At 39.1% G+C, this 20,990-nt stretch carries 19 protein-coding genes; 1 reads left to right on the top strand and 18 read right to left on the bottom strand.

Annotation, left to right across the window (positions count from 1 at the left end; all coding sequences use genetic code 11):
- Positions 1 to 57 precede the first annotated feature (57 nt).
- On the bottom strand, positions 58 to 2,673 hold the full coding sequence (gene polA, locus EO113_RS00455) for a DNA polymerase I (protein ID WP_127135200.1): 2,616 nt from the start codon (positions 2,671 to 2,673) through the stop codon (positions 58 to 60).
- Between the two features lie 210 nt (positions 2,674 to 2,883).
- On the opposite strand from polA, the gene rpsT reads away from it, so the two are divergent.
- Positions 2,884 to 3,144 carry a 30S ribosomal protein S20 gene (rpsT, locus tag EO113_RS00450; protein WP_009354152.1) on the top strand — a complete coding sequence of 87 codons (261 nt, stop codon included), beginning with the start codon at positions 2,884 to 2,886 and terminating at the stop codon, positions 3,142 to 3,144.
- 179 nt (positions 3,145 to 3,323) lie between these two features.
- Here the strand turns inward: rpsT and EO113_RS00445 are convergent, their stop codons facing one another.
- The 17 genes from EO113_RS00445 to EO113_RS00365 form a co-directional block, all read right to left on the bottom strand.
- Entirely contained in the window at positions 3,324 to 3,860 is a 537-nt protein-coding gene (locus tag EO113_RS00445; protein WP_009354153.1) for an NYN domain-containing protein, read from the bottom strand.
- Between the two features lie 10 nt (positions 3,861 to 3,870).
- Complete coding sequence (gene rlmB, locus EO113_RS00440; RefSeq protein ID WP_127135199.1) at positions 3,871 to 4,590, bottom strand: 23S rRNA (guanosine(2251)-2'-O)-methyltransferase RlmB; 720 nt, start codon at positions 4,588 to 4,590, stop codon at positions 3,871 to 3,873.
- Between the two features lie 404 nt (positions 4,591 to 4,994).
- Complete coding sequence (locus tag EO113_RS00435; RefSeq protein ID WP_127135534.1) at positions 4,995 to 5,420, bottom strand: Mini-ribonuclease 3; 426 nt, start codon at positions 5,418 to 5,420, stop codon at positions 4,995 to 4,997.
- A 22-nt stretch (positions 5,421 to 5,442) separates the two neighbouring features.
- Positions 5,443 to 6,891: a cysteine--tRNA ligase gene (gene cysS / locus EO113_RS00430; RefSeq protein ID WP_126941021.1), complete on the bottom strand. Its 1,449-nt coding sequence runs from the start codon at positions 6,889 to 6,891 to the stop codon at positions 5,443 to 5,445.
- 24 nt (positions 6,892 to 6,915) lie between these two features.
- Entirely contained in the window at positions 6,916 to 8,355 is a 1,440-nt protein-coding gene (gene gltX, locus EO113_RS00425) for a glutamate--tRNA ligase (protein ID WP_127135198.1), read from the bottom strand.
- A 3-nt stretch (positions 8,356 to 8,358) separates the two neighbouring features.
- A complete protein-coding gene (gene ispD / locus EO113_RS00420; RefSeq protein WP_009354150.1) occupies positions 8,359 to 9,525 on the bottom strand; it encodes a 2-C-methyl-D-erythritol 4-phosphate cytidylyltransferase in 1,167 nt (388 codons plus the stop codon).
- A gap of 12 nt (positions 9,526 to 9,537) precedes the next feature.
- Entirely contained in the window at positions 9,538 to 10,671 is a 1,134-nt protein-coding gene (locus tag EO113_RS00415; protein WP_126941023.1) for a PIN/TRAM domain-containing protein, read from the bottom strand.
- An 83-nt stretch (positions 10,672 to 10,754) separates the two neighbouring features.
- Positions 10,755 to 12,131, bottom strand: coding sequence for a DNA repair protein RadA (gene radA, locus EO113_RS00410; protein WP_126941024.1), 1,377 nt, complete (start codon positions 12,129 to 12,131; stop codon positions 10,755 to 10,757).
- Between the two features lie 71 nt (positions 12,132 to 12,202).
- Positions 12,203 to 12,829: a uracil phosphoribosyltransferase gene (upp, locus tag EO113_RS00405; RefSeq protein WP_126941025.1), complete on the bottom strand. Its 627-nt coding sequence runs from the start codon at positions 12,827 to 12,829 to the stop codon at positions 12,203 to 12,205.
- Between the two features lie 23 nt (positions 12,830 to 12,852).
- The gene (gene glyA / locus EO113_RS00400; RefSeq protein ID WP_126941026.1) at positions 12,853 to 14,088 is read right to left on the bottom strand and encodes a serine hydroxymethyltransferase; all 1,236 of its coding nucleotides are present in this window, start codon (positions 14,086 to 14,088) and stop codon (positions 12,853 to 12,855) included.
- Between the two features lie 74 nt (positions 14,089 to 14,162).
- Positions 14,163 to 15,392 carry a type II secretion system protein GspD gene (locus EO113_RS00395; protein ID WP_206168636.1) on the bottom strand — a complete coding sequence of 410 codons (1,230 nt, stop codon included), beginning with the start codon at positions 15,390 to 15,392 and terminating at the stop codon, positions 14,163 to 14,165.
- Between the two features lie 65 nt (positions 15,393 to 15,457).
- Positions 15,458 to 16,198 (bottom strand): hypothetical protein, encoded by a 741-nt coding sequence (locus tag EO113_RS00390; RefSeq protein ID WP_127135196.1) that lies wholly within the window; start codon positions 16,196 to 16,198, stop codon positions 15,458 to 15,460.
- Positions 16,199 to 16,217: 19 nt separating this feature from the next.
- A complete protein-coding gene (gene galE / locus EO113_RS00385; RefSeq protein WP_126940741.1) occupies positions 16,218 to 17,198 on the bottom strand; it encodes a UDP-glucose 4-epimerase GalE in 981 nt (326 codons plus the stop codon).
- A gap of 11 nt (positions 17,199 to 17,209) precedes the next feature.
- A complete protein-coding gene (locus tag EO113_RS00380; protein WP_126940742.1) occupies positions 17,210 to 18,661 on the bottom strand; it encodes a glucose-6-phosphate isomerase in 1,452 nt (483 codons plus the stop codon).
- A 98-nt stretch (positions 18,662 to 18,759) separates the two neighbouring features.
- Positions 18,760 to 19,470 (bottom strand): viroplasmin family protein, encoded by a 711-nt coding sequence (locus EO113_RS00375; RefSeq protein ID WP_127135195.1) that lies wholly within the window; start codon positions 19,468 to 19,470, stop codon positions 18,760 to 18,762.
- Between the two features lie 2 nt (positions 19,471 to 19,472).
- Positions 19,473 to 19,961, bottom strand: a complete 489-nt coding sequence (gene ybaK, locus EO113_RS00370; protein ID WP_127010845.1) for a Cys-tRNA(Pro) deacylase — start codon at positions 19,959 to 19,961, stop codon at positions 19,473 to 19,475.
- An 8-nt stretch (positions 19,962 to 19,969) separates the two neighbouring features.
- Entirely contained in the window at positions 19,970 to 20,968 is a 999-nt protein-coding gene (locus EO113_RS00365) for a nucleoid-associated protein (RefSeq protein WP_127135194.1), read from the bottom strand.
- Positions 20,969 to 20,990: the final 22 nt, after the last annotated feature.

Genomic DNA, 20,990 nt, shown 5'->3' with positions numbered 1-20,990 from the left:
CTACTCATACTTAACTATTCTATACACAAACGATAGCATCGAATTTATAAAATCCTACTATTTTACATCTGCCCAGTTCTGTGCACTGTGCACATCTACTTGCAATGGCACACGTAATGTCACTACTTGTTCCATACAATTACGCAACAGAGTTTCTACTTGCTCTTGTTCCGATTCTACTACTTCTAGCACTAGTTCATCATGTACCTGTAATAAAATACGGGATTGCAAGCCTTGCTCTTCTAGCGCTCGTTCTACTTGGTTCATGGCTAACTTAATAATGTCTGCCGCTGTCCCTTGAATTGGCGTATTCATAGCTGTACGCTCCGCAAAGGAACGACGGTTAAAGTTACGGCTATTAATATCAGGCAATGGGCGAACACGACCAAACATAGTACGTACAGATCCAGTTTCATGGGCTTCTTGCACCATGCGGTCCATGTACCCTTTAATTTGTGGGTAACGACTGAAATATAATTCAATATATTCTTTTGCTTCTGCTCTTGTAATACCTAAATCACGAGACAAGCCAAAGTCACTAATACCATAAATAATACCGAAGTTGATAGCCTTTGCATGGGAACGTTCTAGTGGCGTTACCTCTTCTAAGGACTTACCTAATACTTCTGCAGCTGTAAATCGGTGAATATCTTCACCATTTTGGAACGCTTGAATTAAGGCAGGATCTTCTGACAAGTGCGCCAAAATACGTAATTCTATCTGAGAATAATCGGCACTGACGAACATATCATACCCATCATGAGGTTTAAATAAAGCTCGAATTTCTCGGCCTTTTTCACTGCGTACAGGAATATTTTGCAAATTCGGATCGGAACTACTTAAACGGCCAGTCGCTGTTACCATTTGATTAAAAGAAGTATGAATCCGGTTAGTATGAGGATTCACAAGTCCTTCAAACCCTTCTAAGTAGGTAGATACCAACTTTACCACTGAACGATAGGCCAAAATTTGTTCAACAATTTCATGGTCATTTCTGAGCATATCTAGGACTTCAGCATCTGTAGAATAACCAGTTTTTGTTTTCTTAATCACTGGCAATTGTAATTTTTCAAACAAGATAACACCCAATTGTTTTGGCGAATTAATGTTGAAAGTTTCTCCAGCCAATGTAAATATCTTTTCTTGTAGTTCACTAACTTCTACTTTGAAGCGTTCCAATGTAGTGTGTAATTGGTCTACATCCATGTAAATACCATTTTTTTCCAGTACACATAGAGTACGTAATAACGGCAATTCAATATCTCTATATAGGCCCCATACACCAGCAGCCTTCATCTCTTCCGTAGCCTTCTCGTGCATATGGTATAAAGCCTGTGCTTGTAGAGCCCACTCTGTTTCATTTTCCGTAGCAGGAATAGAAGATTGTCCAAAACGTTCGCATAAATAAGTCATACCATAGTTTGCTCGTGTAGGATCGAGTAAATACGCCATTAATGTGAGATCTTTGATATGAACAGTTTCTTCTTTCAAAATTGAAATACGACCTGTTGTTTCAGTACCTAACACTTCAAATAACAACTTTGCATTATCTGTAACAAGTTCCTTAGCCCCTTCAAAGACTGTTTCCACATGTGCTACATCTACAAATCCATTCACAACTAATTGGGTATCTCCATTATATAGATATAAGGCTTCTATCGTCCTAAATGGATGTGTTCCAGCCTCTTTTAGAATGACACTGATGATTTTATCTTCATAAAATTCTCGCGGCACTTCTGTGACATGAGTTAATTCAATTTCTTTTGCTGGTGGAGCTAAAAATTGATCGAATAAAGTTCCTTCTTCTGCCACGCCCATCGCTTTTAGTAATCTTGGTGTTACTGCGTGAAAGCCTAATTTTTCAAATAATGGAGTCACTTCACTACGATGTACTACAGGAACAAATTGCTCTAGTTCATAAGGCATATCCATATCTGTTTTGATAGTAGCTAGTTGATGAGAAATGAACGCTAAGTCTTTATTGTCTACTAATCGTTCTTTCAGTTTTCCCTTTTGTTCCTCAATATGCTCATACACGCCCTCTAACGTACCATATTGTGTCAATAGTTTAAGAGCTGTTTTTTCACCAACACCGGGCACACCAGGGATATTATCTGAAGAGTCCCCCATGAGAGACTTCATTTCAATGACCATTTGTGGACCATACCCATAGAGTTCTTCCATATTAGACATAGTCACATGAAGCATATCAGTGATGCCCTTTTTCGTTAAGAACACACTAGTATACTCATCTACTAATTGCAAATTATCTCTATCTCCAGTAATAATGTGGACTTGTAAGTCAGTAGAACCCCATTTTTTACTTAAAGAACCAATAATATCATCGCCTTCAAAACCTTCTTCTTCAATCACAATAATCCCCAAAGATTCTAATACTTCACGGATTAAGCTAAATTGTGGGCGCAATTCATCTGGTGCACTTTGACGAGTTCCTTTATAGTCTTCGTAAATATCCATACGGAACGTCTGCTTTCCTTTATCAAATGCTACTGCAATATAGTCAGGATTGATTTCTTCATAGAGCTTTGTTAACATAGTTAAAAAACCATATACTGCATTCGTAGGAACCCCTAATGCATTTTGTAGTGGTGGTAGTGCAAAGAATGCACGATATAATAAGCTACTGCCATCTATAACCATTAATTTTTTCATAGTTTACTCTCCTATTGACTAATCTACGTATCCTTAATTATACCATATTTCCTACTCTTATGAGTGATGAAAATAGAGGGTATTCCTGTGTAAACCCTTGCTGTATAAGCCAATATTCCTTAGGTTATATATAAAAACAGTTGCAAAACTGTACGCCCTATGATATACTACTTTAGTAATAATACAGTAAATCACAAGGAGGTGACTCAATTGCCAAATATTAAATCCAGTATTAGAAGCGTAAAAACGGATGCTGAACGTCGTGCGAAAAACTCTGCTGTAAAATCTCAAATTCGTACAGCTACTCGTAAGACTGTAGAAGCTGCTCAAGCAGGCGCTGTAGAAGAAGCTAAAAAAGCACTAGTTCATGCTACAAGCGTAATTGATAAAGCAGCCTCCAAAGGCGTTCTTCATAAAAATACTGCAGCTCGCAAAAAATCCAACTTAGCAGCTAAAGTAAATGCTCTATAATGAACTCTAAAAGAGGGTTAACAAGGAGAAATACCATTTCTCTTAGTTAACCCTCTTTTTTATATATCATCTCTATGTTCTAGATCCACCGTAAGATACTAATATGTATGCATGTATCTACTGATTCTAGTATTCCTCTATAAAAATTATCAAGGCAAACATAACAAAAGGAGCTACTCTCATAGCTCCCCTCGTCGCATTCGTTCAAGCTTTTCCGCCACATCCCCATCAATATGTGCACCTAATTCATTACGTTGTAATGTCATAGCATCACGTTGATGATAACCTGTATATCGTTTACGTTCTTCTTGCTTAGCTAAGTCAATTTGATGACGTAATTCACGTGCTGATATGCGTAATCCTCCAAATCCTAAAATTTGACTTTGTTCTTCCCCATCACTTGTTACGACGTAGATTGTCTTATATTGACCCTTTTTACTAAAGACTTCACGCTCAATATAAGCATCTGCCGTCTCATGGGTACCTGTAAAGACTTCAATGAAATCTGCAGATATACGCTGTTCATCTGCCGTAAAAGGTGCGTGCTTACCGTCAAATACAAGAATAATTTTATATCCCTTATAGGTCCCATAATTGAGTAATCTATGACGTAATTCTAATCGGGCATGTTCTAAAGACTCCTTACTGAGTGATTTCAAGTCAGCCCAATCAAAAATAACATTATACCCATCTACAATTAAAATGTCTTTTTTCATAGTATACCTATTATCGTTGACGTCTCGCTTCATATAAAAGAACCGCTGCTGCTACCGATGCATTTAATGAGTTAATGGTTCCAAACATGGGAATTGTCACCAGTACATCGCACAACTCTTTTGTTAAACGGCTTAAGCCTTTCCCTTCATTCCCTATGACCAATACTATAGGACCTGTCATATTCACATCATACATAACAGTCCCATCCATATGAGCCCCCATCACCCAGAAGCCTTGTGCTTTCAATTGCTCAATCGTCTGTGCTACATTACCAATTTGTACCAATGGAATCGATTCTACAGCTCCTGCAGATGTTTTGCTAACCGTTGCATTAATAGGCGCATTATGACGTTTAGGAATCAGTACCGCCGTAGCACCTACACATTCAGCTGTACGAATGATAGCACCCATATTATGAGGATCTTCCACGCCATCCGTTAAAATTAACAACGGATGTTCTTCCGTGCATGCCAGCAACACATCTTGTAACTCTTGGAACTTCACCGCATTCACCAAGGCTACCACACCTTGATTCGGCACATCACTAGGATACTTCTGTAAATCCCGTTCCTTCACGCGACGAACCTCAATACCCTTAGACTTTGCCAAACCCAATATCTCCGAAAGAGAGCCACCTTGCTTACCTTCTGCCACTAAAATACGATGAATCCCTCGATCCGACTTCAGCGCCTCACGCACAGCATTACGACCTACAATAAACGTATCCATGAAAACCTCAAACCTTCCCAACAGTAATACTACCTATTTTAGTTAAGCTATTACTATTACATAGCATCTATGTCATATCATTAGAATCTATAAAAACTAGCCACTACTAGCTATTACTCTATTATACCATTAAAAGAGGACAACCCCAAAATAAGACATGAGCGCCCCCCTGAAACGTTGTCACACCCACTAGTACAATGAAAAAAACATATTCTATGCCATGTCACGTTCATCTGTCGTTAATTCAGAAAACACAAGAAGAGCACGGTGTGCCCCCGAACAAACATCATGAAATGCCGTTTCTGAAGGAATATGCCGTGCTCTTCCATTCCACAGATTAAGAAAACGCCACAGACTTCAATACAAGTTAATTAATGAAAGCCTATGGCGTATTTATATTCATGCTACATATGTGACAACGTTTCAGCAAAAGCGAATTCCATGAGAGTAGTAAGCCTCTCTTCATCCCCCTTGCGATAGGTATACCCCAACAACGCCTCAAAGGCTGTACTCATGCGGTATTCCTGTACACTGGCACTTTTCGGTACATGCACATTACTATTGCGAGCCCGTTTTGCCACTAATAACTCTTCCTCTGTCAGAGTTGGCTCTAATGCATGTAATACTTTCGCCTGTGCTTTTGCATTGATAAATGACGTCACTACATCATGAAGTATTTGTGTTTTTGTAATGCCCGTTTCTACTACACGATTTCTGATAAATAAAGTATATACACCATCTCCAATATAAGCAAGCATAAGAGAGTCCTCTAAAGGACCCTCTCCATTTGCTTCTACTTTCACTGAAGATTTTAATTTATCAATCGCCATAGATCGTAGCTGTTTGTATCGATTAAAGTTCACGTTTTTTCCACCGTGCCCCTTGTGGGGAATCTTCGATGACAATTCCAATATTGGCCAATTCATCACGAATGGAGTCTGCAATGCCCCATTGTTTTTGATCACGAGCACATTGACGAATATTCAAGATGACTTCCATTAATTGATTATATTCTTCATTACTAGTTTCTTGACCTTTCCAGCCCTCTTCTAATAAACCTAGAATATCTAACATCATTTTAAAGATTTCTTTAACTTCACCAATAGTACTATGGCATACAGTGCCATCACAGCTTTGAACAGATTGGTAATAGATGTTAATTTCTTTTGCCAAACCATAGATTGGTGCTGTTGCTAAGGCTGTATTGAAATCATCGCTCATAGCTGCTTCAAACTCTTCTTTATAGTTACGAGCATTTTTCAATAATTCTGCTGCTTCTAGTTCACACAATCCTTCTGGACGACTTTCTAAGTACAGTAAGTTGTCAATCACGGTTTGAAATCGTTCAATAGCCTTAGTCGCTTCATCTAAGCGTTCATCACTGAAGTCCAATGGACTACGATAATGTGTGCTCAACAAGAAGAAACGCAATGCATCTGCACTATATTGTTCTAAAATATCTTTCACCAAGAAGAAATTGTTCAAGGATTTACTCATTTTTTCTTGATTAATCGTAATGAAACCATTATGCACCCAATAACGTACAGCTGGATGGTGTTCAGAGCATCCTTCAGATTGGGCAATTTCATTTTCATGATGAGGGAAGATTAAGTCAGATCCACCGCCATGGAAGTCAAACTCTTCGCCCAAATATTTTTGACTCATGGCAGAACATTCAATGTGCCAACCTGGTCGGCCTTGCCCCCAAGGGCTTTCCCAGAATGGTTCGCCTGGTTTTGCCGCTTTCCATAAAGCAAAGTCCATTGGGTTTTCCTTGCGGTCATCTACATCTACACGAGCACCGGCTTCCATATCGTCTAACGTACGACCAGATAGTTTGCCATAATGTTCAAATTTTTCTACACGATAGTACACATCACCATCTACTGCATAGGCATAACCATTGTCGATTAATGTAGTGATCATGGAAATAATTTCTTCCATATGCGTAGACACGCGAGGATATACATCAGCACGACGCACATGTAATGCATCCATTACATCATAGTATGCATCAATATAGCGATCAGAGATTACATTCCATGCTACCCCTTCACCATTAGACGTATTAATGATTTTATCATCCACATCTGTAAAGTTTTGGATATATGTTACTTTATAGCCCACATGGCTCAAATAACGACGAATGGTATCCCAAGTCACGAAAGGACGTGCATTACCAATATGAGGATGATTATATGGTGTTACTCCGCATACATAGATGCTAACTTCCCCTTCTTTCACAGGTTGGAATACTGATTTTTCACGAGTCATCGTGTTGAAAACTGTCAGTTCTCTCATTAGAAATAGCCTCCTTGTATGCACTTAGCCTAGACGGCGAAGTACTTTTTCTTTGCCAAATAAGGTAATAATATAATTCAAATCAGGACCGTGCATTTGACCTGTCGTAGCAATGCGAATTGGCATAAATACAAATTTGCCTTTTAATCCTGTTTCTTTCATAATCGCTTTGATTGCTGCTTTCACAGCATCTGGGGTAATCTCATCCATAGCTTCAATTTTTTCTTTGAAAACACCAATTACTGTTGGATACGATTCTTCTGCTTTCACAGCTGCAATCTCTTCTGCATGTTCTGCATCTTCTAGGATATCATCTTGGAAGAACATATTTACTTCATCTACGATTTGAGCACCATAACTAATATGGTCTTTCACGCAAGTACAAAGCATTGTGAGCCATGCTTGTTCCTCTGCAGACGGACTTTCACTAGCGTAGCCAGCTTTCACCAAATGAGGTAAACATAATTCATACAATGCTTCCGGTGTCAATTGTTTCATATAGTTAAAATTAATGTAATTCAATTTGTCGATGTCGAAGACAGCAGGATTTTTTGCTACTCGATCCATGGAGAATTTTTGACACAACTCTTCCTTCGTGAACAATTCTTCTTCTCCTTCAGGAGCCCAGCCAAGTAATGCCAAGAAGTTCACAATCGCTTCTGGCAAGTATCCCAACTCACGGTATTGTTCAACAGAGGTAGCACCATGTCGTTTACTCATTTTTTTGCCATCTTTGCCCATAATCAAGGAAATATGACCAAATGTTGGTACATCCCAGCCTAAGGCTTTATAGATCACGATTTGACGTGGTGTGTTAGATAAATGTTCTTCCGCACGGATAACATGAGAAATACCCATAGTGTGATCGTCCACTACTACCGCATAGTTATACACTGGGATTCCATCAGATTTTACGATAACGAAGTCACCAATACCGTTAGATTCAAAAGATACATGACCGCGAACCATATCATCAAATGCTACTGTTTCATGCAATGGGACACGTAATCGGATAGTTGGTTTACGTCCTTCTGCTTTGTAGGCAGCTTTTTGTTCTTCCGTTAAATGATGGCAATGACCATTATATTTTGGGGTTTCACCACGACCTAATTGCTCTTCCCGAACAGAATCTAATTCTTCTTGGGAACAATAACATTCGTAAGCATGACCAGATTCTAACAATTGTTGTGTTACTTTGTCGTAAATATCTAAACGTTCTGTTTGGCGATATGGACCATGTTCGCCCCCTACATCAACACCTTCATCCCAGTCCATACCAAGCCATTTAAGAGCAGCCTTAATGTTTTCTTCGCTTTCACGAGTAGAACGAGCTTGGTCAGTATCTTCCACGCGCAATAAGAATGTACCTTGCTCCTTGCGAGCTAATAAATAGTTAAATAATGCGGAACGAGCTCCACCAATATGAAATGGACCGGTTGGACTCGGTGCAAAACGAACTTTCATGAGTTATAACTCCTCTCTTTCATACATTGAAACAACAGCTTGTGCGGCTATACCTTCTGTTCTTCCCAAGGCACCTAACCCTTCATTTGTCGTTGCTTTAATACTAATTCTACTAAGAGGGATACCTAAATCCACACTTAGATTTTCTTTCATTTTTTCAATATGAGGTTTCAATTTTGGAGCTTCTGCAATGACCATGATATCTGCATTGTAGATTCCAAAATTTGAGTCCTTTAATAATTGTACCACTTTTTCTAATAATAGCCTACTAGAAATCCCTTTGAAAGCATCATCTTCTGGAGGAAAATAATACCCAATGTCTCGCATACCTGCAGCCCCTAGCATAGCATCCATAAGGGCATGAATCAACACATCCGCATCAGAATGCCCATCAGGACCAATAGGGCTATCGATAGTTACCCCTCCTAATACACAAGGTCGTCCCTCTTTGAAACGGTGGATATCATAACCATAACCAATACGCATCATTGATTCTACTCCTAAATACTTCTTAGCAATTGCCACATCTTCAGGGACTGTTAATTTAATATTTTTTCTATCCCCTTCCACAATGTGCACTGGATTTCCTTGAAACTCTACTAAAGACACATCATCGGTTCCTTTATATCTGTGTTCTTCCGCATATACATAAGCATCTAATAAAATAGCAGTTTGAAACCCTTGTGGCGTTTGCATTCCATATAATTCAGAACGTACTAATGTTTCTTCTACATATCCCTCTGCATTCACACGTTTTATCGTATCTACTACAGGAATGGCTGGCACTGCAGCTCCATATACTTTAGCCCCCTCAACCACTCGATGAGCTAACTCCTTGTTCGCCAATGGTCTTGCACCATCATGCACTAATACAATCTCTGCTCCATTCGATACTTGTGAAAGTCCAGCGGCTACAGAGTCTTGTCGTTCTGCACCGCCAATAACATATTGTACCATCCACGGTACCTGCATAGCTTCTACTTGTTCTTGAATCGAGAGTTGATCTTCTTCCGATACAACCACAATGACTTCTTCCAAGCCTTCCCATTGTTTCATGTGATGTAAATTCCATTGTAACACTGTATACTGTCCCAACGGCATACACACTTTATTCTCTGTATAGCCCATTCGGCGTCCTGCACCTGCCGCTAATAAGATACAACTAATCATGGTACTCCCTTTCTAGGAATTTGATTCCTCTACACGGGCAAAAATCATTCGTCCCGCACTGGTTTGTAATACAGAGGTAACTACTACATTTACTGTTTGATCCACATAGTCTACACCATTTTCCACAACAATCATAGTACCGTCATCTAAATAGGCAACTCCTTGATGTGGTTCTTTACCAACTTTCATAATACGTACTAGTAAGGTTTCACCACTCGTCATTTTGGGCTTAATAGCATTTGCTAGATCATTTAGGTTCAACACCCCAACTCCTTGTAATGTAGCTACTTTATTCAGGTTAAAATCATTAGTTATGAGCTTCCAATGTTTATCCATACTAAGGCGAATCAATTTCAAATCTACTTCTGACAGATCTTCATAATCAACATCTATGATTTCCATAGATTCTGTTAATTTTTCACGCATTGTCTGTAGTAAGTCTAACCCTCGTCTGCCTTTATTACGTTTCAAAGTATCCGCAGAATCAGACAATTTTTGTAATTCTTCTAGTACAAATACAGGCACTATGAAAGGACCTTCCAAAAATCCTGTATTCACAATATCTAAAATTCGGCCATCAATGACAACCGATGTATCTAAAACCTTAGCAGAACAAGTTCGGATTTCTTTTACTTTAGATTCTTTAGGTGATCTACCCTTATTGAGCAATCCTCTAAACGTATAAGATACCATAGCTTTATATAAGTCTGGCCCTTTATCCATCCCCAAACGAATCCCTATATATCCCAATACAGCACTGAGCGCGATAGGTAAGTATGAGCCAATAATTGGTACACGCTCAAAAGCCATACCAATTAAATTAGCAATAATGAGTCCAAATAATAATCCTATCGTGCCAGCTACTAGTTGTTGACTAGGAACTCGACTTAAAATACGTTCAATTTGTTTTGCTACTCTTAATCCTATACGCAAAATATACTGGGACACTAAATAGCCGATAAAAGCTGCCAGTAAGATACTTATAGTATAGTACAATATCATCACTGCAGAGATTCCAAATACACCCATTTGCAGCATCTTTTCATCCCATATAGATACCATAAGTGTTGATAGTGCATCTGCTCCGACGTACCCCATACTGCCAAATAAAATAGCAATAGCATAGCGCAATAATTTATAGATCATATGGTCACCTCCTCTTTTTTTAGTATACTAGCCCTACGTGTAATTTTAATGAATACTTGATAGTAAAGACTCTGCACATAGGGTTAGAAAATACTTTTCATCACTTCTTGAATACTAGTCACCCCTTGTATGGAGATACCTTCTTGTATTCCTTTCAACTGTTTTACATTCCCAGCAGGAATCACAAATTGTTTAAACCCTAATTTCTTGGCTTCTGCAATTCGGTGTTCTATTCTTGGAATACTACGAATATTCCCTGTCAATCCTACTTCGCCTAATATCACCATATCTGGAGGTACAGGCTTATTTTTTAAGTTAGAAATTATGGCTACTGCCATGGCTAGGTCACAAGCAGGTTCATTAATTTTTAAGCCCCCAATAATAGTAACATACACATCTTTGTTACCTAAGGTAAAGCCACAGCGTTTTTCTAATACTGCTAGTAGTAAAATCAGCTTATTTAAATCATACCCAATAGCCGTTCTTCGTGGCATACCAAAGGCAGTGGATACCACTAAACTCTGCACTTCTACCAAGATAGGTCGTACTCCTTCTAAGTATGCCATTATGGCAGAACCCGTCTCTTCTTCTGATCGCTCTGCTAATAAAGTAGCTGATGGGTTGAGGAGTTCACCTAACCCTTCTTCTTCCATGGTAAATAATCCTGATTCCGATGTAGATCCAAATCGATTTTTAATTCCTCGTAAAATACGAAATTGATAGGACCGTTCTCCTTCAAAATACAATACTACGTCTACCATATGCTCTAACATACGAGGTCCTGCGATAGTACCATCTTTGGTAACATGACCAATGATGATGACTGGAATGTCTTGATCTTTTGCAAAGCGTAACAATCTTGCTGTACATTCACGAACTTGACTGACACTTCCCGGTGCAGATTCTACAGAACCTACATACATAGTTTGGATAGAGTCAATCACAAGTAACATTGGTTGACTTCGTTTAGCTTCATTCAATATGGTATCTAAATTAGTTTCTGCCTGCACTAAGAGATTGGAAGAATTGATACCTAGTCGATGAGCTCTCAGCTTTAACTGCATATCTGATTCTTCTCCAGATGCATATAGGACTTTACCTGACTCTTCTGCAATACGACCAGACACTTGTAACAGTAAGGTAGACTTACCAATACCTGGGTCCCCACCTAGCAAGATTAACGCACCAGGTACAATGCCACCGCCAAGAACACGATCAATTTCTCCATATCCAGATGTAATTCGGGCTATAGCGCCTACCTCAATCTCTGTCAAAGCCTTGGGCTTGTTATCTTCATCTTTTACCGGTCGATAAGACGCTACATGCTTTGTTTTAACTTCCGGTTGCAGTTCTTCCTCCACCGCCGTATTCCAAGCACCACAAGCAGTACAACGACCAAACCATTTCGATGATTCATTTCCACACTCTGAGCAGAAAAAAACTGTTTTCTTTTTAGCCATATATACCCTTTCTTATAAAAATAATGCGCGTCACTGAAAAGAAACGCGCACTACTCTTCGGGTAACACCGTTTATTTCGTACCGAAAATACGATCTCCCGCATCACCAAGACCAGGTAAAATATATCCATGGTCATTTAATTTTTCATCTAATGCAGCTACATAGATGCGTACGTCAGGATGCGCTTTATTCACAACTTCTACACCTTCTGGGGCTGCTACTAGACACATTAATTGAATTTCTTTAGCACCTTTTTCTTTCAATAAAGAAATCGCTGCTGCTGCACTACCACCTGTAGCCAACATTGGATCTGTCACGATAATTCGACGATCAGCCAAATCAGATGGTAATTTGCAATAGTACTCTACTGGTTGCAATGTTTTTGGATCACGATACATACCTACATGACCTACTTTTGCCATTGGCATTAATTCTAACAAACCATTCACCATACCTAAGCCAGCACGAAGGATAGGCACAATACCCAATTTTTTGCCTGCAATTTGTTTACCAATTGCTTTCACCAATGGGGTCTCTACTTCTACATCTTCTAATGGCAAATCACGTGTGATTTCATAGCCCATTAACAAAGCGATTTCTTCTAATAATTGGCGGAAATCTTTTGTCCCAGTATCTACAGATCGAATCAACGTTACTTTATGTTGAATCAAAGGATGTGTCATTACATTTACGTTCATCTTACTTACTTCCTTTTTATTAATTAAGCATACATTGGATATTTTTCACAAAGTGTTGCTACACGTTGTTTAGCCTCTGCTAATACAGCAGTATCTTCTGGCTGTTTTAATACTAAAGAAATGATACTTGCAATTTCTTTCATATCTTCTGCATGTAAACCTCTAGTTGTTAACGCTGGAGTGCCTAGGCGGATACCAGATGTAACAAATGGGCTTTCCGGATCAAATGGAATTGTATTTTTATTACATGTAATACCTACTTCATCTAGTACATGTTCAGCTACTTTACCAGTTAAGCCTACAGTACGTAGGTCTACTAATAATACATGCGTATCGGTACCACCAGATACGATAGTAAAACCTTCTTCTTGTAACGCATCAGCTAATGTTTGGGCATTCACAATGATTTGTTTTGCATATTCCTTAAATTCTGGTTGTAATGCTTCACCAAAAGCAACTGCTTTGGCAGCGATGACATGCATCAATGGACCACCTTGAATACCAGGGAAGATAGATTTATCAATCGCTTTAGCATATTCTTCTTTGCACATAATCATACCACCACGTGGTCCACGCAATGTTTTATGTGTAGTGGTAGTTACAATATCAGCATATTCCACTGGATTTGGATGCAATCCTGCTGCCACTAAGCCAGCAAAGTGTGCCATATCCACCATGAAAATTGCGCCTACTTCATGGGCAATATCTGCCATGGTTTTGAAATCAATTTGACGGGAATAAGCACTGCCACCACCGATAATCATTTTAGGCTTATGCTCTTGCGCAATTTTACGCATTTCCTCATAATCAATGCGACCTGTTTCTGCATCTACGCCATAAGGAATAATATTAAAATACTTACCAGATACATTCACTGGAGATCCATGTGTTAAATGTCCACCATGGGATAAATTCATCCCCATAATAGTGTCGCCTGGCTCTAATAAGGCAAAGTACACGCCAAAGTTTGCTTGAGAGCCAGAATGAGGTTGTACATTCACATGTTCTGCGCCGAATAGTTGTTTCGCTCTTTCAATAGCCAACTCTTCTACCATGTCGACATATTCACATCCACCGTAATAGCGTTTATGTGGATATCCTTCTGCGTATTTATTTGTCAATACGCTACCTTGTGCTTCCATCACAGCTTGAGACACAAAGTTTTCCGATGCAATCATTTCTAATTTGTTGCGTTGACGACCCAACTCTAATTCAATCATTTCTTGAACTTTAGGGTCTTGCTGTTTTACATAGCTCATGGTAACCTCCTGTGAAAGAAACATTTTAATCTATCCTTTATTATAGTAATAATCCCCACCTTTTGCAAGGAAATTTAGGGAATTTCAGGAATTACCTTGGCTGTAACCAAAATATATAATTCTACTTCATCTTTCGTTTTACGACTATGTTGAAATAGTTTACCAATAAGTGGAATATCTCCCAAAATAGGTACTTTTTGCCATTGTCGCACGGTACGGCGATCCATCAATCCACCAATGATCAATGTTTCTCCATCAGGTATGCGCACTCTTGTTTTTGCTTGCCGTGTGGTAATGCGATAAGCTTTCATTTCAGGGACCAAAGTAGGATTACTCACTTCTGCTTCCACAATAGTATCAATGTGATTCCCCTGTAATACATATGGTTTACATCGCAATCGTATACCTGCTTCTTCATAGCGAATACTGGTTCTTGTGACACCATTTTGTATGGATTCTACTGTCACCGGCACGCGTTCACCAATGAGTATGCTTGCTTCCTCTCCATTAAGAGCTACAATACTAGGTCTTGCAATCAATGCCATACGACTACTTCCTTCTTTAGCAGATACTTCAGGGTGCGCTAAAAACGAATACGATGTGCCCTTAGGAATATGACCGATATGAACATTTCCTTCCATACCTGATTCAGATTTTCCATGCATGGAAAGCCCTGAACTTTGTAATCCAGGAAATGACCATTGTACCCCTAGTTCTTTAGCATAGCCTTTTTCCATTGCCAATACCGCCACATCTAACTGTACTTGTTTTGGTGTAGCATGCCAAGATCGAAGTAGCTTTTCAACTTCTAAAATTTCATGAACCGTTCCATAATAGATTACCTCGTTGGTGCTTGCTATCACTTGTACATGCTCTTTAGGTACTACAGATTGAATCAGATTACTCAATTCTTCAGGGGTGGCCGACTCCGCTACGATTCGACGCACATGTCGACGTTCTTTTTCTTCATGGCGCCCCTCTACGATGAAGGTGCCACCTTCTTTATAGACTAAAAAACCTAACTGTGATCCCAACTTAGTAATGGCCTCTTGTCCTGAATTTTCTTGTACTTCTAAAGTAACCTTCCCCTCTAATGTATCTAATCCTACTACTGAAAGTTTTTCCGTCCTAGCTATGGTTTGCACCAATGTTCGTAAAGGCATATCTTTAGCCATAATATGAACTGCCTCTACAGGGAAAGCTCCTAAGAATGTCAGTAGTAAAACATATGCCATTCCACATCGATACATAGGTTGATGGATAGGAATTGCTACATTCTTTCTAAGATAATTTACTATTCTCATCCACATATGTGTCTCCTTTCTTCATATCTCTACCTTGTACTACATCTAAGATTTCCACCCTACTTTTATTCTATCCAATGAGTAGACCCATTCATTTGAACCTGAACCTTTGTCTCTCCAACCGTGATAACCTGTACACCCTCAGCCTGTTCTCCTTCATGTACTGTATATATATTTCCATTAATCTCTAATACTCCCACTGGAGCATCTCCATACACGATACCTAACAGATGAACCACTGGCACTTGATGATGTACACGATCATGATGTTTAGAAGTTCTTTTTATCTCTAGTGGTTGATACACATGGTCTGTATTTCCTTCTTTAATATGTCTTCCTCTACGTATTTCTTTTTCCTTAGTATCTATACCACTACTATCTAGCCCTTGCATCTCTTTCCCCTTAATTCCTACTATCTCCTTAGAAAATGTGTCCACTAATGGATAGGGACGCAATACATTTCGAATAGGGAATATCAACGTGCCATTTGATGAGCCCTCTTTTGTTGATGATTCTTTCATTGTAGATGGTTTCCCCTTTTGAGCAGTATGCTTTTTCCTAGGACTAGCCTCAGAAGGAACAGAATCTATATCTGTATTTCCCTGTTTCCCTCCCTCTGCCCTGTTACTTTCACGATGGGATTGTACAGGACTTTCTAACTGTTCTACTTCTGACCATACGGATTCTCTCCAACCTAGATAGCAAATGAGGCACAATAAAACGGTCGCCCCGAAAACGAGACGACCGTGTGTACGTATATATCTTTTTATTTGGTTGTAGAGGTCTTGCGTATATGATACGTTCATCATGCCCTCCTATATACGATTAATATCCTTTAGGATGTAATTGATGCCAATTCCAAGCATCACGAATCACTTCTTGTACTGTACTGTGAACTGGTTTCCAGCCTAATTTTGCATGAATCTTTTCTGAAGATGCAATTAATGTACCTGGATCCCCAGCACGACGTTCACCGTAATCAACACGGAAATCGACACCTGTTACTTCTTTAGTAGCCGCTACAATTTCATTTACACTAAAACCATTACCTGAACCTAAGTTAAATACGTCTGATTCTCCACCATTATACAGATATTCCATAGCTAGAATATGAGCAGAAGCTAAATCATTTACATGTACATAGTCACGTACACAAGTACCATCCGCAGTATCATAATCTGTACCAAATACAGTGATGGATTCACGCTTACCTAAAGCTGCATCAATAATAAGTGGAATTAGATGTGTTTCTGGTGTATGATCTTCACCAATTTCACCAGATGGATCAGCACCTGCTGCATTAAAATAACGTAGTGCTACAAATTTAAATCCATAAATTTTGCTATAGTCACGTAGCATATCTTCAATCATCAATTTTGTGCGACCATACACATTGGTTGGACTCCATTTCGCATCTTCCGTAATAGGTACTACTTCTGGTTCACCATAGACAGCCGCTGTAGAGGAAAATACCAAACGATTTACACCATGTTTACGAGCAGTTTCTACTAAACGATAGGACCCTACTACATTATTTTCATAATAGATAGATGGATTTACCATGGATTCACCAACTTGGGAATGAGCTGCAAAGTGCATAATGCCATCAATTTTATACGTATCTAGAACCTCACCTAATGCAGGGTCTGTAATATCCATTTCATAGAACGGTACTCCTGCAGGAATCGACTCCTTATGACCTCGAGATAAATTATCTACAATCACCACTTGATGACCTGCTCCTAATAAGGCACGTACTGTATGGCTACCAATGTACCCTGCGCCACCTGTCACTAAAATATTCATTCTTACTTCTCCTATGCTTTTGAAAGTTTAGGTCCTAATAATTTTTTATACACTTCTACGCCTGGTTGATTGAAAGCATCCACCCCTGCCAATTGTCCTTCAAAGTAGATGGCCCAGCACATAGTAAACATCAATTCTCCCAAGTGGAAGGCATTCATGGTTGGAACTTGGTAGGTCCCATTAAATCGTCCATCACTGGCTAAGGACTCTGCATTAGATGCCAAGGCCGCACGATTGATAAATCCTAAGTCAAGACCGGCTAAAGCTTCTAGTTTACTATATTGGTCATACATATGTGGCACTGTTAGATTCACATGCCAATTTTCTACATCTACAAAAGATACAACTTTATCATAGCGACCTTCTTGATGTTCCTGTGTTTGGGCATGCATGTCTGTAGTACCTACCGCTACAATTGGAGTACGACCATAGTGTCCAGATTTATCATCTTTTTCTTTACCTAAGGATTCCGCTAATAATTGTACATACCATTCAGATAAGGATTTCAAACGATCTGCATAAGGCATAAATACTTCAATATGACGACCATATTGTTCAGAGCCAATATATTTTAACACAGCACTTAACAAGGCTGGATTCTTCCAGACATCTTGTTCTTTAGCTGCTATATCTGCTGCTTTAGCCCCCTCTAAATAATCATGAATGTCAAATCCTAATAAAGCACCGATTACCAACCCTACTTCTGAGAACACAGAGAAACGACCACCAATGCCATCAGGTACAGCGAAGATGGAGTCTCCCCAACCTTCTGCAACAGCTAACTTATGTAACAACGTTTCTTTGTCATCATCTCTTGGATCTGTCACTACTAGCACTTCATAATTAATCATTGCTACTTCTAGAGCTTCTTTCACAATCATGAAATTTGTCATTGGTTCAATAGTAGAACCAGATTTAGAAATTAGCACCAATAGCACTTTATACTCATTAGGTACATGGGCATGGTCTTCTAAAAATTGTTGCTCTTTCCATTCTCTTTGTAATTGCTTGATTAATTCTTGGGTACGTACAGGGTCAACATTATTACCACTGAAATACATACGTGGGCGGTAATTACGTTCTTCATCACTCATGGAGTTCCAAAACTCCCCACAATGTACGTCAAATAATACTTTTCCACCTAGGAAAGAACCACCAATACCAAAGCTGACTACAGTACTAACCTTCTTTTCTTTCAAAGCATCAAGGCGAGCCATCACAGTAGGATTATTAATATGTCCTTCCACTACATACGGCAATTGTGGAAAAAGTACTAATTCAGGCTCTCCATCTTTGGATAGATGGCCTTTTACAACACCATGATGACGAGTTTCTTCCGCTGCTGCTAAGGCATCAGAAATCGCAGTGCCTAAGTTTGTTACATCTGCTTCCGTCACCCCACCAGGTAACATCATATTTGTATAATCATAAACAAAACCAGAGTCTAATTGAATCCGTTTCATAGTTTCCTCCTATGTACAGTATGATTGTAATCGTACTTTTATTGTACATCAAATCATGGAGAGATTAAAGGAATTTTATGAGAAATTTCCTACCAGTGTTATTTTAGTAGCGTTCCTTTCTTTGCTAATGCATCTGCACGGTCGTTATAGGCGATACCAGAGTGAGCTTTTACCTTATGAAAATCGATACGAAGTTGTTTGCTAGCTTCTTTCATTCGTTTCGCATAGTTAGTTGTTAATGGATTATTTGTTTTCCATCTACCTGTAGCCCACATTTCAATGCCCATATAATCATAATAGAGAGAGCATGATGTATACCCATGGTCTAGTGCATAATCCACTACATGAAGTGCTGCTAATAATTCCCCAGACACATTCCAATAGGCCACATGATTCGGTTCTGTACTCGAAAGAGAAAATTCTACTTCTTCTGCACCAAGAAGAATAACCCCTCCAGAGCCAACCACACCTTTTCGCTTATCAAAACTGCCGTCGATAAAAGCACGAATTTCACAAGGATCTGATTCTACGATTTGACTTATGTTATCAGTCTGTGTCTTAAGGTATTCACCTACGCTCATACGTTTAGACGCACTAGCAGATGTTTTCTTTGTACCAGTTCTAGTCGGTTTAATCCCTGCACTCTTAGGTAAATCGATAGAGCCCATATAGGCTTTTGCTTCTGCTTCTGTAGGGAATGACTTATACTGCGCACCAGGAAATCCTTTTACTTGCACTTCACAGTCAGACCATGTCACGTAGATTCCTGGTTTGTGCCCTACTCGAACAGCATAATACTTCTTTGCCATACTTACCCCATTGTCAGTGGCGCTATCGTGCCACCTACTACATCTACTAATGCTTGTGGATTAACCTGTACTTGCATCCCTCTAAGTCCTGCACTGACATAGACCATAGGAATGGATGTAATGCTATCATCAAAATAGGTAGGAAATGCTTTTTTCATCCCTAATGGAGAGCAACCGCCACGTAAGTATCCTGTTAACGGTAATAAGTCTTTTACCGCAATCAATTCTACCGATTTATTTCCGCTCACTCGTGCGGCTTGTTTCATATCTAGTTCCCCTTCTACAGGAATACAGAATACTACATGACCTGTTACATTGCCTTTCCCAACCAATGTTTTAAACACTTGTTCAGGCGGAATATGCAAAGATTCAGCAACATGTATACCAGCTCCGCGTTCTTCAGACCATTCGTAGGTGAACACTTCATAGTCAATATGGTGAGTATCTAGTATGCGTAATGCATTTGTTTTTTTATGTCCTTTTTTACTCATTAGACCCCCTATTTGTTGGTAATCTTTGAAATATTTTTTAATTCAATGCGCAAGGTACCATTTTCATTCGTTGAAATTTCTATAAACTCACGATCATTCATATATTCTACTGGAAATGAAAGTTCAATACCAGTATCTGTTTTAATTTTATGTTGCTTCCCCACTTTTGTAGCATAGGTCCGACTCACTGGCAATGGTTCAAGTAAATCTTCTTCTGCTAGCTCTTTCATAGCTGCTTCTCGCTGAATGGGGTTCGTACTAAACACTTGCTCAATAATATGTCGTGCTTCTAATGTATCAGAAACTTCTGCATTCTTAGCTAGTAATTCTTTTGTTTTAGCCATAGCTGCCACACCATCTTGCTCATGAGCTTTAGAAATTCGATCTACCACTGTACGTACTTTTTTCACTGTATCTTTAGAAGACGGATTCGTGGTAACCTGAAAGATTCGTTCTTCCAAGAAGTGCATTTTCTCTCCATCATATTCTCCTTTCGGCTCAAAGAGACGAATGGATAAATCAGAAAGTTTAATACTTGCAAAAGCATATAGTTTTTGTGTCACTGTTGGTAATACGACTCTATGCTCTACTAATTTTGTTGCTAATGAACCATCCTCTTCTGAATATAATTGGTGAGTATATCCATCATGGGCTTTACAAAGAAGAACACAAAGGTAAGCTTGCTCTCCTTGTGCTTCACAGACAATCATATCTAGTACACAAGGGTCCATTGCTTGTGCCATATAGATAAATAAAGTCTCACCTAGTTCTTTACCAAACTCTACAAGGCTTACTTCTTGATTATCCAATTCTTTAATCTTTCTCCCCCATGGGGTTTGGTCCGAGATATAACCAGTTCTAGCTCCAGGGTCTTGTAACGCTTTCATTACATGCATTTCAAGATAGCTCTGTATCTCTGGTTCAGTAATATCCATAGGATGATCTGAATAGGCCGACATAGACGACGTAAAGTCAAACACTTCTAGTACAGCTGCATTAATTTGCATAGTTCCTCCTCAATAACAAAGA

Origin of the sequence: Veillonella sp. 3913 (assembly GCF_003992235.1) — a bacterium.
Classification (GTDB): domain Bacteria; phylum Bacillota; class Negativicutes; order Veillonellales; family Veillonellaceae; genus F0422.
Note: the sequence above shows the minus strand (reverse complement) of the source record. Positions and strands in the feature narration are given on the sequence as shown.

Bases quoted from the DNA above. Each gene is read 5' to 3' on its own strand.
- ybaK (WP_127010845.1), bottom strand. From the start codon at position 19,961: ATGAGTAAAAAAGGACATAAAAAAACAAATGCATTACGCATACTAGAT.
- EO113_RS00390 (WP_127135196.1), bottom strand. From the start codon at position 16,198: ATGAACGTATCATATACGCAAGACCTCTACAACCAAATAAAAAGATAT.
- rlmB (WP_127135199.1), bottom strand. From the start codon at position 4,590: ATGGATACGTTTATTGTAGGTCGTAATGCTGTGCGTGAGGCGCTGAAG.
- EO113_RS00365 (WP_127135194.1), bottom strand. From the start codon at position 20,968: ATGCAAATTAATGCAGCTGTACTAGAAGTGTTTGACTTTACGTCGTCT.
- radA (WP_126941024.1), bottom strand. From the start codon at position 12,131: ATGGCTAAAAAGAAAACAGTTTTTTTCTGCTCAGAGTGTGGAAATGAA.
- galE (WP_126940741.1), bottom strand. From the start codon at position 17,198: ATGAATATTTTAGTGACAGGTGGCGCAGGGTACATTGGTAGCCATACA.
- upp (WP_126941025.1), bottom strand. From the start codon at position 12,829: ATGAACGTAAATGTAATGACACATCCTTTGATTCAACATAAAGTAACG.
- EO113_RS00415 (WP_126941023.1), bottom strand. From the start codon at position 10,671: ATGATCTATAAATTATTGCGCTATGCTATTGCTATTTTATTTGGCAGT.
- gltX (WP_127135198.1), bottom strand. From the start codon at position 8,355: ATGAAAGTTCGTTTTGCACCGAGTCCAACCGGTCCATTTCATATTGGT.
- glyA (WP_126941026.1), bottom strand. From the start codon at position 14,088: ATGAGCTATGTAAAACAGCAAGACCCTAAAGTTCAAGAAATGATTGAA.
- EO113_RS00395 (WP_206168636.1), bottom strand. From the start codon at position 15,392: ATGAGAATAGTAAATTATCTTAGAAAGAATGTAGCAATTCCTATCCAT.
- polA (WP_127135200.1), bottom strand. From the start codon at position 2,673: ATGAAAAAATTAATGGTTATAGATGGCAGTAGCTTATTATATCGTGCA.
- EO113_RS00435 (WP_127135534.1), bottom strand. From the start codon at position 5,420: ATGGCGATTGATAAATTAAAATCTTCAGTGAAAGTAGAAGCAAATGGA.
- EO113_RS00375 (WP_127135195.1), bottom strand. From the start codon at position 19,470: ATGGCAAAGAAGTATTATGCTGTTCGAGTAGGGCACAAACCAGGAATC.
- ispD (WP_009354150.1), bottom strand. From the start codon at position 9,525: ATGATTAGTTGTATCTTATTAGCGGCAGGTGCAGGACGCCGAATGGGC.
- EO113_RS00380 (WP_126940742.1), bottom strand. From the start codon at position 18,661: ATGAAACGGATTCAATTAGACTCTGGTTTTGTTTATGATTATACAAAT.
- EO113_RS00445 (WP_009354153.1), bottom strand. From the start codon at position 3,860: ATGAAAAAAGACATTTTAATTGTAGATGGGTATAATGTTATTTTTGAT.
- cysS (WP_126941021.1), bottom strand. From the start codon at position 6,891: ATGAGAGAACTGACAGTTTTCAACACGATGACTCGTGAAAAATCAGTA.